Here is a 12,063-nt window from a genome sequence, read left to right as displayed (position 1 = left end):
CACCCCGGTGCGGCCCGCCGGGCCGATCCCCCGACCCGCACGATCGGAAGTCCCAACGCCATGGCCCACACCCCCCGTCCGAAGGCCCGGCTGCTCGGCGCGGCCGCCCTGGCCCTGTCCGCCGCCCTCGCGCTCACCGCCTGCTCCTCCTCCGCGGGCGGTGGCACCGGCGCGGCGAAGGTCAGCAAGGAGAGCAGCAGCTCCGCCTACCGGGGCAGCGTGCTGAGCAAGCACTTCGACAAGCCCGACCTCGTCCTGACCGACACCTCCGGGCAGCCGTTCGACCTGCGCAAGCGGACCGCCGGCCGGCCCGTCGTCCTGTTCTTCGGCTACACCAGCTGCCCGGACGTCTGCCCCACCACCATGGGCGACATCGGGGTGGCGATGTCCAAGCTCTCCGCCGAGGAGCAGAAGAAGATCGACGTCGTCTTCGTCTCCACCGACCCGGAGCGGGACACCCCGAAGGTGCTGCGCACCTGGCTGGACTCGATGGGCAAGGGCTTCATCGGCCTCACCGGCGACCTCGCCGAGGTGAAGACCGCCGCCCGGACGGTGGGCGTCGCCGTGCAGGACCCGGTGGTGAACGCCGACGGTTCGGTGACCTCGGCGCACGGCGCCCAGGTGCTGGCCTTCCTGCCCTCCGACGACAAGGCCCACGTGCTGTGGATGGGCAGCAGCACGGTCGAGACCTACAGCCACGACCTGGCGCTGCTGGCGAAGGGGGTGCCGGCGTGAGCCGGGCGTTCCGGCGTTCCGCGCTGATCGGCGCGGGACTGTCCGCGGTGCTGGCCACCGGGACGATACTCGTGGCGTGCGGAACGGGATCCGACGACGGACGGGCCGACCTCAGCATCGTCGGCAGCTACGTCCCGGTGCCGGCGCTGCCCGGCGGGATGGGCGCCGGCTACTTCACCGTCCGCAACGACGGCGGGGCGGCCGACCGGCTCGTCGCGGTGACCAGCCCGGACGCCGGCTCCGTCACCATGCACACCTCTGGCGAGTCGACGATGACCGCGGTCGACAGCCTCCAGGTGCCGGCCCACGGCGCACTGGAACTGGCCCGCGGCGGCCACCACCTGATGATCATGGGATGGCAGAAGCCGCCCGCCGTCGGGGACGAACTGGAACTGGACCTCACCTTCGCCAAGAGCGGCACCATCACCGTCACCGTGCCGGTGAAGCCGCTCACCTACCGGCCCGGGAGCTGACACTGATGCCGAGGAGAGTCGCGGCGCTGCTGGCCGTACTGGCGGCGGCCGTCGCCCTGCTGTTCGGCGGCGCAGGCACCGCCGCCGCGCACGCCACGCTGGTCTCCACCGACCCGGCGCAGGGCGCGGTCACCGCCACCGCACCTGCCGCCGTCACGCTGACCTTCAGCGAGGGCGTCTCGCTGACCGCCGACTCGGTGCGGGTGCTGGACCCGGCCGGCAAGCAGGTCGACAACGGCGACGCGGCCCACGCCGACGGCAAGGAGGCCAGCGCCCGGGTGACGCTGCGCCAGGGCCTGGGCAACGGCACGTACACCGTCGCCTGGCGGGCCGTCTCCGAGGACTCCCACCCGGTGGGCGGCGCGTTCACCTTCTCCATCGGCGCGCCCTCGGACACCACGGTCTCGGCCTCCGCGGTGCAGGGCGCCGAACCGGACGCCGTGGTCGCGGCCGCCTACGGCACCGCCCGGACGGTCGCGTACGCGGCCTTCGCGCTGCTGGTCGGCGCGGCCGCCTTCGTGCTGATCTGCTGGCCGCGCGGGGTCGCCGTGCACCAGGTGCAGCGGCTGCTGATGACCGGCTGGATCGCGCTGCTGGTCTCCACCGTCGCGGTGCTGCTGCTGCGCGGCCCGTACGAGCGCGGCACCGGGATCTCGCAGGCCTTCGACCTGTCGCTGGTGCGGGCCACCCTGGACGAGCGGATCGGGACCGCGCTCGCCGCCCGGCTGCTGCTGCTCGCCGCGGGCGGCGTGTTCCTGTCGCTGCTGGTCGGCCAGCTCGGCCAGGACCGGACGGCCCAGGACGCGTCGGACGCCGACGGCACCGACGGCACCGGGGACGCCGCGGAGCCTGCGGCCGCCGCGGAGCCCGGCACCGAGGAGGGCGAGGAGGCGGAGCTGCGGGCGCTGGAGCGGCGCGCCGCCGACCGACCGCTGCGGGACGCCCGGCTCGGGCTGGGCGTCGGCGGGGCGGTGCTCGCCGTCGCCCTGAGCGCGACCTGGGTCGGCGCCGACCACTCCTCGGTCGGCATCCAGGTGCCGCTGGCGCTGCCCACCGCCGCCCTGCACCTGCTGGCAATGGCGTTCTGGCTGGGCGGTCTGGCCACCCTGCTGGTCGGGCTGCGGCACGGCGTGCCGGCCGCGGCGGTCGAGCGGTTCTCCAAGCTGGCGCTGGCCGCCGTGACGGTGCTGACCGTGACCGGCGTCTACCAGGCCTGGCGCGGTCTGGGCAGCTGGGGCGCGCTGGTCGACACCGAGTACGGGCGGCTGCTGCTGATCAAGACCGGTCTGGTGGCCGGCATGGTCGGCCTGGCCTGGATCTCCCGCGCCTGGGTGGCCCGGCTCCGGACGGCCGGCGCGACCGCGGACGGGACGGACGAGACCGCCGACGAGGCCGCCTCGGACGGGACGGCCTCGGGCGGGAAGGCCTCGGGCGGGAAGGCCTCCGACGGGACTGCGGAGCGGGAGGCCGGCGCCGGGGCGGCCGTCGGCGGCAAGCGGGCGGCAACGGCGGCCGCGGACGGCGGGAAGGGCGGGGACGACCCCGCGCGGCTGGCCCAGCTGGCCCGTCAGCGGGCCGCCCGCGACCGGGCCTCCGAGCGGCGCAGCCGCGACGGCGGGCCGGCCCGGACCGGGCTGCGGCGGACGGTGCTGCTGGAGTCGGCGGTCGCGGTCGCCGTGCTGGTGGTGACCACGATGCTGACCAACTCGCCGCCCGGCCGGGTGGCCGAGGCGGTCGCCGCGACCTCGCAGTCGCCCACCGCCGGGGCGAGTACCGTGCCGGGCCGGACGGTGGAGCTGAAGCTGCCGTACGACACCGGCGGCAGCACCCCGAACGCCAAGGGCACCGCCACCGTGACGGTGAACCCGGTCGCGACCGGGCCGAACGAGGTGACGCTGAAGCTGGACGACAAGTCCGGCAAGCCGGTCTCGGTGCCCGAGGTGCAGCTCGCCTTCACCCTGCCGGACCGGGACCTCGGCCCGCTGCCGGTCACGCTGGCGGCGCAGGGCACCGGGCGCTGGTCCGGCACCGCGCAGCTGCCGCTCGCCGGGAACTGGGTGGTGTCGGTGACCGTCCGCTCCTCGGACATCGACCAGAGCACGGCCACCGAGCAGCTGAAGGTCGGCTGACCACGGCCCATCGCCGGTCGGCCGCGCCCCTCGCGCGGCCGGCCGGGACGGGCGACCACTGGGCGGAACGGTGTCCGGCCGGGCGCCGGGAGTGACTATGGTGGCAGGCCGAGTACTGCTCAGCACCACCGCGTACGGAGGCGGCATGTCGGCGACCCGCTACACCTATCTCGGGCCGGAAGGCACCTTCACCGAGGCCGCACTGCGCACGCTGCCGGAGGCGGCGACCCGCGAGCTGGTGCCGCTCGCCTCCGTCCCGGCCGCGCTGGACGCCGTCCGGGCGGGCGAGGCCGCCGGGGCGTTCGTGCCGGTGGAGAACTCGGTGGAGGGCGCCGTCACCGCGACCAGCGACGAGCTGGCCTCGGGCGCGCCGCTGATGATCTACCGCGAGGTGCTGCTGCCGATCACCTTCGCGCTGCTGGTGCGTCCGGGCACCTCGCTGGCCGACGTCAAGACGGTCACCAGCCACCCGGTGGCGCAGCCGCAGGTGCGGCGCTGGATGGCGGCGAACCTGCCGGACGCCCAGTGGGAGGCGGCGGCGTCCAACGCGGACGGCGCCCGGCTCGTCCAGGAGGGCCGCTTCGACGGCGCCTTCGCCGGCGAGTTCGCGGCCGCGCTGTACGGGCTGGAGCCGCTGGTCAGCGACATCCACGACGCGGCGAACGCGACCACCCGCTTCCTGCTGGTGGGCCGGCCGGGGCGGGTCTCCTCGCCGACCGGGCTGGACAAGACCTCGATGGTGGTCTGGCTGCCGGACGACCACCCGGGTGCGCTGCTGGAGCTGCTGCAGGAGTTCGCGGTGCGCGGCATCAACCTGATGCGCATCGAGTCCCGGCCCACCGGCGAGGGCATGGGCAACTACTGCTTCCTGATCGACTGCGAGGGGCACCTGAGCGAGCGGCGGGTCTCCGAGGCGCTGATGGGCCTCAAGCGGATCTGTCCGCAGGTGCGGTTCCTCGGGTCGTACCCGCGGGCGGACCGGGGCAGTCAGCGGCCGGTGCGGCCGGGCACGACCGACGCGGACTTCTCGGAGGCGGCGGACTGGCTGTCCCGCTGCTTGGACGGCCGCGGGGAGCTCTGACCGGTTCGGTCACGGTGGTGGGAGCGGCCGCGGGGCGGCCGTTCATCCACAGGTCGGACGCTTCGTCCACAGGGTGCACGGGTTCCGGGTTATCCACAGGCCGCGGGTCAAGTCGACAAAACGGTATAGCCACTACCTGAACTGGTCAGATCATCACACTTGGCTGCAGAGGTGACTCATCGCACCAGAGTCACCCTTCTGCCAGCAAATCACCTGTTCGAGCGAGCGAATTCCCTCACCCGAGAAGGCTCATCGAGGTTTCAAACCTCAATTCCTCCGTGAATCGCGCCGCACGCCTCGGCTTTCGGTTCGTCCACAGGGCCGGAGCGGGGCCTGTGGACAAACACCCTCGGACGCGGTTCCCCACAGGAGTTATCCACAGGATCGCGGAGGTTATCCCCAGGGCGTCCGCGGCTCTCCACGGCCCCGGTCGCGCCCCCGGACGGAACACCGCCGGACAGGCTCGCAGAATCCCGAACAGGAAAGGGCAAAGCGGGCGGAGTCGCCGGTCGGTTCCGAAAACAGTGAATCACGGACGGCGGCCTCGACCCTCCCCGGGCACGGGTCGGGCGGGTCGGCCGCGGGGGCGGTGCGGGCCGGGCGGGGATCCGGCGCGAAACCCCGGGAAACCGGTTCCGGTCCGGGGCCCGGCCACCGGTACGCTTGGCCCGTGATTGACCTTCGCCTGCTCCGTGAGGACCCCGACCGAGTGCGCGCCTCGCAGCGCGTCCGTGGTGAGGACGTCGACGTCGTCGACGCCCTCCTCTCCGCCGACGAACGGCGCCGGTCCTCGGGCAGTCGCTTCGACGAGCTCCGCAACGAGCAGAAGTCGCTCGGCAAGCTGGTCGCCAGGGCCCAGGGCGAGGAGAAGGCCGCGCTGCTCCAGCGCACCAAGGACCTCGCCACCGAGGTGAAGGCCGCCGACGCCGAGCAGAACGAGGCCAAGGAGGAGGCGGACCGCCTGCTCCGCTCGCTGGCGAACCTCATCGACCCGGCCGCCCCGGTCGGCGGCGAGGAGGACTTCGTCACGCTGGAGGAGGTCGGCACCCCGCGCGACTTCGCCGCCGAGGGCTTCGAGCCCCGCGACCACGTCGAGCTCGGCCAGATCCTGGGCGCGATCGACACCGAGCGCGGCGCCAAGGTCGCCGGCGCCCGCTCGTACTACCTGACCGGCGTCGGCGCGCTGCTGGAGCTCGCCCTGGTCAACATGGCGATGGCGCAGGCCACCGCGGCCGGCTTCACCGCCATGATCACCCCGGCCCTGGTCCGCCCGGCTGCCATGGACGGCACCGGCTTCCTCGGCCAGGCCGCCGAGAACGTGTACTACCTCCCCGAGGAGGAGCGCTACCTGGTCGGCACCAGCGAGGTCCCGCTCGCCGCCTACCACATGGACGAGATCCTCGACGCGGGCCAGCTGCCGCTGCGCTACGCGGGCTTCTCGTCCTGCTTCCGCCGCGAGGCGGGCACCTACGGCAAGGACACCCGCGGCATCATCCGGGTCCACCAGTTCGAGAAGGTGGAGATGTTCGTCTTCACCTCCCCGGAGGAGGCCGAGGCGGAGCACCGCCGCCTGCTCCAGTGGGAGAAGGACTTCCTCAACGCGCTGGAGCTGCCCTACCGGGTGATCGACGTCGCCTCGGGCGACCTCGGCTCCTCCGCCGCGCGCAAGTTCGACATCGAGGCGTGGATCCCGACCCAGGGCAAGTACCGCGAGGTCACCTCGACCTCCAACACGACCGAGTACCAGTCGCGCCGGCTCTCCATTCGGATGCGCGAGGAGGGCAAGGTCCGCCCGCTGGCCACGCTGAACGGCACCCTGGTCGCCGTCCCGCGCACCATCGTGGCGATCCTGGAGAACCACCAGCAGGCCGACGGCTCGGTGGTCGTCCCCGAGGCGCTGCGGCCCTTCCTCGGCGGCCGCTCGGTGATCGAGCCCGTCGCCAAGTGAGCACCGCCCCCGGTGGCGGCCTGCCGTACCGGCTGGTCGCCACCGACCTCGACGGGACCCTGCTCACCTCCGCCGAGAAGGTGAGCGCGCGGACGCTGGACGCCCTCGCGGGCGCGGTCGACGCCGGGGCCCGGCACATCGTCGTGACCGGCCGCTCGGCGGCCTGGGCGCGCCCGGTCTTCGACGAGATCGGCTACACCGGCATAGCGGTCTGCGGCCAGGGCGCCCAGGTGTACGACGCCGGGGCGCACCGGCTGCTCACCTCGCTCACCCTGGACCGGCAGGTGGCCGCGCGGGCGCTGGCCGCGATCGAGGAGCTGACCGGCCCGCTGGCGGTGGCCGCCAACCAGGACGGCCTGGACGGCCGGGTGCTGGCCGGCCCGGGTTTCCGGCTGCGGATCGGCACCGAGCTGCCGGTGGCGCACGCCGCCCGTGACGAGCTGCTCGTGGAGCCGGTGGCCAAGCTGTACGTCCAGCACCCGGAGCTCTCCGACGACGCCCTCGCGGCGGCCGCGGTGCAGGCGGCCGGGGGGCTGGTCGGCGTGGTGATGGCCGGTCCGGGCGTGGTCGAGCTGCTGCCGCCGGGGCTGTCCAAAGCGACCGGCCTGGCGGTGGCCGCGATGCGGCTCGGGGTGAAGCGCACCGAGACCATCGCCTTCGGCGACATGCCGAACGACATCCCGATGTTCGCCTGGGCCTCGTACGGAGTGGCGATGGCGGGTGCGCACGAGGAGCTGCGGGCGGTGGCCGACGAGGTGACCGCCGGCAACGACGAGGACGGCGTGGCCGTGGTGCTGGAGCGGGTCTTCGGCCTGGCCTGAGCCGGGCCCGTCACCGCCCGTCCGCACGGCGGGCCGCCGGGCCGGTGGTGCCGGCCCGGCGCGGCCCGGTCAGCCGTAGCTGACGTTGGAGCAGGGGTCGTCGTCGGCGGAGCGGGCCTCCTTGGCGACGCTGGACGGCAGGGTGCTGGGCACCGCACCGGCCGCGCCGCCGGACCCGGTCGCGTAGTCCGTGCCGAGCACCAGGCTGACGCCGGCCTTGGTGGAGGACTGCAGGGTGGCGCCGGGGAAGAGCTTGGCCACCTGCTCGGCCTCCTCCTTCTGGCCGGGGCCGTACTGCACGAGCGTCTTCTCGTGGTTCTGCGCGGCGGCGTTGCCGCGGGCCGCGATGGTGAAGCCGGAGCCGGTGAGGGTGGAGGCCGCCTTGGTGGTGAGCCCGGTGGTCAGGGTGCCGTTGTAGACGCCGACCTTGATGCCGGAGCCGTCGACGGTCACCGGGGTGGGGCTGGGGGCGGGGGCCGAGGCGCCGGTGTCGGCGCTGGCGTCCTGGCCGTCCAGGGTGCGGTCGGCCTTGAGGGCCTGCCACAGGGTGTCGACGTCGGGGTGGACGAGGTCGATCCGGGCGCCGGAGAACTTCCACGGCGTGGTCAGGAACTTGATGTTGTGGAGGTCGATGTCCTTCATCTGCATGGCGAAGGAGATCAGCTTGGCCGGGGAGTTGAGGCCCGGGTCGACGATCATCGACTTGGTGGCGGCGTCGGCGAGCGGCAGCAGCGTGGTCGGGTCCATGCCCTTGCTCTTGACGCTCTTGATCAGCGAGGCCATGAAGGCCTGCTGGCGCTTCATCCGGCCGACGTCGGAGCCGTCGCCGATGCCGTGCCGCAGCCGGACGTAGTCGAGCGCGGCCTTGCCCTCGACCTTCTGCTCGCCCTTGGGGTAGAGCTGCTTGCCCTTCCTGCCCAGGTTGGGGTTGAGGTCACCCTCGTAGATGGCGTTGGGGAGGCAGACGTTGACGCCGCCGACCGCCGAGGTCATCGCGGAGAAGCCCTCGAAGTTCACCACCATGGTGTGGTCGACGCGTATGTTCGTGAGCGCCTCCACCGTGTTCTGGGTGCAGGCCGGATTGCCCTCCTCGGTGTTGCCGGTCGAGAAGGCGCTGTTGAACATGACGTCGGTCTTCTTCTTCGTCCACGAGCCGTCGGGCAGCTTGCAGGGCGGAATCTCGACCAGGGCGTCGCGGGGGAAGGAGACGCCGACGGCGTGCTTGTGGTCGGCGTAGACGTGCAGCAGGATCGTGGTGTCCGAGCGGGCACCGCCGTCCTCGCCGCCGCCGAGGTCCTTGTTGTCGCCGCTGCGCGAGTCGGAGCCGATCAGCAGGACGTTGATCGGGGTGTGGCCGTTGGCGTCCGGGCTCGCGGCGTCGGGCCGGTTCTTGCTGAGGCCGTCGCCGTCGAACGCCTTGATGTTGCCGCTGAACTTCAGGTAGAGCGCACCGCCCGCGGCGGTGGCGAGGCCGAGCGTGGCGACCGCGACCCAGACCACGACCTTCTTGCGGCCCTTCGGCCGCTTGCGGGCCCGGCGGGCGGCCGCCCGGCCGCCGCCGGAGCCGTCGTCGCCACCGCCACCGCGGCCGCCCTGCTGACCGCGCCGCGCATCGGCGCGGCCGCCCTGGCGGGGCACCCGCGGGTCCTGCTCCTCGCTGCGGCGCGGCCGCGGTGCCGCGGGTCGGCCCGGGGGCGCGGTGAAGGCGTCGTCGCGGCGCGGGGCGTCGTGGCGGTAGCCGTCCTGGTACGGGGCATCGTCGTGCCACCAGCCGGCGTCGTGGTCCGACGCCCCCGCCCTCTGGCCTGACATTCGTACACCTTCCACCGGCGCAGCCAACACGTGCCGCAGCAACGCACCCTGGTGGAGTACTGCCGCGTGAGCTTCTGCGGAGCATATAAAGGCATCATTGAAGAGTCACGGTCCGGGCCGCCGATTGCACAATCGGACAAGTCCCGTGGCCGACTCTCGAAGGAGATGCGACGAACTCGGGAGTAGCCGATTCTAGGTCGGTTGCCGCACCAGTCCAGTTGTAGGATGACTGGGCAAGCCGACCTCCGGCTCGTGAAGGGAGCCCCGCCATGCCCGGCCGCACCGACGGACTGCACGCCGCAGGGCGCCGCTCCCTGGTCGACGAGACCATCGAGCAGCTGCGCGAGCAGCTCGGCGCGGGCGTGTGGCCGGTCGGGGAGCGCATCCCCACCGAGCACGAACTGGCCGAGCGCCTGCAGGTCGGGCGGAACACCGTGCGCGAGGCGATCCGGGTGCTGGCGCACTCCGGGATGCTGGTCTCCCGGCAGGGCGAGGGCACCTTCGTCCGCTCCACCACCGACCCGGGCGCGGTGCTGCGCGGCGTGCAGCGCTCCGGCGTCCGGGACGTGCTGGAGGTGCGCGCCGCGCTGGAGGCGGAGGCCGCCCGGCTGGCCGCCGTCCGGCACACCGCCGAGGACGTCGCCCGGATGCGCGCCGCGCTCGCCCGGGAGGCCGAGGTGATGGCCGCCCACCCCGACCGGGCCGGCCGCGAGGCCACGGTCGAGCACGACCTGGAGTTCCACACCGCGGTGGTCGAGGCCGCCCACAACCCGGCGCTGGCCGAGCTGTACCGCTACTTCGGCGCCTCGGTGCGCGAGGCGATGCGGACGGCCTTCGGCGACCACGATATGCCCGAGGTCTCGCTGGAGACCCACGAGGCACTGGTCGACGCGGTGGAGAGCGGCGACCCGGACCGGGCCGAGGCGGCCTGTCGCGCGCTGCTGGCGGGGCCGACGGCCGCCGTCGAGCAGCTGATCGCCGCCATCGCGGCCCGGAAGTGACGACGGGGCCGAGCGCCCGCCCCCGCACTCCCGACCTCTGACGCACCGACTTCGAAAGAGCTCTGCCAACCATGGCGGTCACCCGCGCCCCGCAGCCCGTCGCCACCCCGGTGGTCCGTACCCGCACCGCTCTCGCGCACCCCGCGCTGATGCTCGCCGGCATCCTCCTCGTCGCCCTGAACATGCGGGCCTGCCTGGCGGCGATCTCACCGATGGTCGGGGAGATCCAGCGCTCCCTCGGCCTCTCCGCCACCGCGAGCGGCCTGATCACCACCGTGCCGGTGCTCTTCCAGGGCGTCGGCGCGCCGCTCACCCCCCGGCTGACCCGGCGCTTCGGCGCCGAGCGCGTCGTCCTCGGCGCGGTGCTGGTGCTCGGCGCGGGCGTGCTGCTGCGGGTGCTGCCCTCGGCGGCCGCGCTGTACGCCGGGTGCGTGGTGATCGGCGTGGCGATCGCCGTGCTGAACGTGTCGATGCCCGCCCTGGTGAAGCGCGAGTTCCCGCACCGGGCCGCCGCGATGACCGGCGTCTACTCCACCACCATGCTGGTCGGCGCCACCCTGGCGGCCGGGGTGTCCGTCCCGCTGGAGCACGCGCTCGGCGGCGGCTGGCGCGCCTCGCTGGGCGCCTGGTCGCTGCTGGCGCTGGTCGCGGCGCTGGCCTGGCTGCCGCAGCTGCTGCACGCCCGCCGGGCACCGGCGCCGGCCGTCCCCGCGGCCGCGCCGCGGACGGCTCACGGCACGGCGGGCCGCGGCCCGTGGCGCTCCGGGGCGGCCTGGCAGATCAGCGCCTTCATGGGGATCTCGTCGCTGCTGGTCTACAGCCTGGTCGCCTGGATGCCCACGGTGCTGGCCGACCACGGGATGGACCGCGGCGAGGCCGGCCTGGTCTTCGCCTTCTCCAACCTGGTGCAGGTGGCCGGGGCCTTCCTGGTGCCGCTGGTCGCCGGCCGGATGACCCGCCAGCGGGCGCTGGCCGCGGCGATGGCCGTGCTCAACGGCGCCGGCATCGCCGTCCTGCTGCTCGCCCCGGTCTCCGGGGCGTGGGCGGCGGCCGCCGTCCTCGGCGTCGCCCAGGGCGGCTCGCTCGGTCTGGCGCTGGCCTTCATCGTGCTGCGCACCGACAGCGCGGCGGGCGCCGCCCGGCTGAGCGGGATGGCGCAGGCCGTCGGCTACCTGGTGGCGGCGGCCGGGCCGGTCGGTGCCGGTGCGCTGCACCAGGCGACCGGCGGGTGGACGGTGCCGCTGGCCCTGCTGCTGGTGCTGGCGGGCGCCGCCGCCGCGGCGGGCTGGGGAGCGGGACGGGACGTCACCGTCCGCTGACGTCCCCGTCCCCGTGCCGCGGCTGCCTCACTCCTCCCCGGCGAGGGTGAGGCCGCCGAGGCGGACGGCGGCCAGCAGGGTGGAGGCCACCGCGACGACGACCAGCAGCGGGACGGCGACCGTGAGCGCCACGTCCGCCTCGATCGAGCCCCGGGCGGCGATCGACTTCGCCACCGACAGGCCCCACTGCTGGACGCTCAGCGTCCGGGCGCCGGGCACGAAGTTGCCCACCAGGCTCTCCCAGACCAGCGCGTAGCCGAGTCCGGCCACCACCGCGTGCCGGGTGGCGACGCCGAGCAGCAGGAAGAGCGCGCTGTACGCGGTGCCGGCGACCAGTGTGCCGGCGGTGTAGGCGACGGCCAGGCCGTCCCGGGTGCCGCAGAGCACCAGGCCGGCGATCAGGGTGGGCACGGCGGCGAGCAGCCAGGTCGCGGCGACGGCCACGGTCAGCTTGGTGGTGATGATCCAGTGCCGGGGCAGCGGCTTGGCGAGCAGGTAGACGATCGAGCCGTCCTCGATCTCGGTGGCGATCACGCCGGTGCCGACCACCAGCGCCAGGATCGGCAGCAGGGTGCCCATGCCGAGCCGGCCGAGGACGGTGGCGGCGAGGTCCTCCGGGGTGTCGGCGGTCAGCCGGGCGATGACGGCGACGAGCAGCAGCAGGGCGGGGACGACCAGCAGCAGGATGCCGCTGCGGCGCCCCAGCAGGCCGCGCACGGTCAGCCTGGCGACGGTCACGTTCAC

10 protein-coding genes are annotated in these 12,063 nt (G+C 74.0%); 8 read left to right on the top strand and 2 right to left on the bottom strand.

What is annotated here, in order from left to right:
- The first annotated feature begins 60 nt into the window (after positions 1-60).
- The 6 genes from ABD353_RS16615 to ABD353_RS16590 all read left to right on the top strand — a co-directional run bounded on the left by ABD353_RS16615 (position 61) and on the right by ABD353_RS16590 (position 7,187).
- Positions 61-735: an SCO family protein gene (locus tag ABD353_RS16615; RefSeq protein ID WP_344624405.1), complete on the top strand. Its 675-nt coding sequence runs from the start codon at positions 61-63 to the stop codon at positions 733-735.
- Positions 732-1,208, top strand: a complete 477-nt coding sequence (locus tag ABD353_RS16610) for a copper chaperone PCu(A)C (protein ID WP_344624376.1) — start codon at positions 732-734, stop codon at positions 1,206-1,208. Before ABD353_RS16615 ends, ABD353_RS16610 begins: the two co-directional genes overlap by 4 nt.
- A 5-nt stretch (positions 1,209-1,213) precedes the next feature.
- Positions 1,214-3,337, top strand: coding sequence for a copper resistance CopC/CopD family protein (locus ABD353_RS16605; protein WP_344624375.1), 2,124 nt, complete (start codon positions 1,214-1,216; stop codon positions 3,335-3,337).
- 145 nt (positions 3,338-3,482) lie between these two features.
- Positions 3,483-4,418, top strand: a complete 936-nt coding sequence (pheA, locus tag ABD353_RS16600; protein ID WP_344624404.1) for a prephenate dehydratase — start codon at positions 3,483-3,485, stop codon at positions 4,416-4,418.
- Between the two features lie 670 nt (positions 4,419-5,088).
- Complete coding sequence (serS, locus tag ABD353_RS16595; RefSeq protein WP_344624374.1) at positions 5,089-6,366, top strand: serine--tRNA ligase; 1,278 nt, start codon at positions 5,089-5,091, stop codon at positions 6,364-6,366.
- Positions 6,363-7,187 (top strand): HAD family hydrolase, encoded by an 825-nt coding sequence (locus tag ABD353_RS16590; RefSeq protein ID WP_344624373.1) that lies wholly within the window; start codon positions 6,363-6,365, stop codon positions 7,185-7,187. The genes serS and ABD353_RS16590 overlap by 4 nt, the downstream gene beginning before the upstream one ends.
- A 69-nt stretch (positions 7,188-7,256) precedes the next feature.
- Here the strand turns inward: ABD353_RS16590 and ABD353_RS16585 are convergent, their stop codons facing one another.
- Positions 7,257-8,999: an LCP family protein gene (locus tag ABD353_RS16585; protein ID WP_344624372.1), complete on the bottom strand. Its 1,743-nt coding sequence runs from the start codon at positions 8,997-8,999 to the stop codon at positions 7,257-7,259.
- A gap of 269 nt (positions 9,000-9,268) precedes the next feature.
- Here ABD353_RS16585 and ABD353_RS16580 point away from each other — a divergent pair, with 269 nt between their 5' ends.
- Complete coding sequence (locus ABD353_RS16580) at positions 9,269-10,000, top strand: FadR/GntR family transcriptional regulator (protein ID WP_344624371.1); 732 nt, start codon at positions 9,269-9,271, stop codon at positions 9,998-10,000.
- Positions 10,001-10,071: 71 nt separating this feature from the next.
- Positions 10,072-11,319 (top strand): MFS transporter, encoded by a 1,248-nt coding sequence (locus ABD353_RS16575; protein ID WP_344624370.1) that lies wholly within the window; start codon positions 10,072-10,074, stop codon positions 11,317-11,319.
- A 27-nt stretch (positions 11,320-11,346) separates the two neighbouring features.
- Here ABD353_RS16575 and ABD353_RS16570 read toward each other — a convergent pair whose 3' ends face one another.
- Positions 11,347-12,063, bottom strand: coding sequence for an ABC transporter permease (locus tag ABD353_RS16570; RefSeq protein WP_344624369.1), 717 nt, complete (start codon positions 12,061-12,063; stop codon positions 11,347-11,349).

It is taken from the genome of Kitasatospora arboriphila, from assembly GCF_039528095.1.
Taxonomy (GTDB): Bacteria; Actinomycetota; Actinomycetes; order Streptomycetales; family Streptomycetaceae; genus Kitasatospora; species Kitasatospora arboriphila.
This window is presented reverse-complemented; position numbering and strand designations above follow the sequence as displayed.

Bases quoted from the DNA above. Each gene is read 5' to 3' on its own strand.
- ABD353_RS16615 (WP_344624405.1), top strand. From the start codon at position 61: ATGGCCCACACCCCCCGTCCGAAGGCCCGGCTGCTCGGCGCGGCCGCC.
- ABD353_RS16605 (WP_344624375.1), top strand. From the start codon at position 1,214: ATGCCGAGGAGAGTCGCGGCGCTGCTGGCCGTACTGGCGGCGGCCGTC.
- pheA (WP_344624404.1), top strand. From the start codon at position 3,483: ATGTCGGCGACCCGCTACACCTATCTCGGGCCGGAAGGCACCTTCACC.
- ABD353_RS16585 (WP_344624372.1), bottom strand. From the start codon at position 8,999: ATGTCAGGCCAGAGGGCGGGGGCGTCGGACCACGACGCCGGCTGGTGG.
- ABD353_RS16580 (WP_344624371.1), top strand. From the start codon at position 9,269: ATGCCCGGCCGCACCGACGGACTGCACGCCGCAGGGCGCCGCTCCCTG.
- ABD353_RS16575 (WP_344624370.1), top strand. From the start codon at position 10,072: ATGGCGGTCACCCGCGCCCCGCAGCCCGTCGCCACCCCGGTGGTCCGT.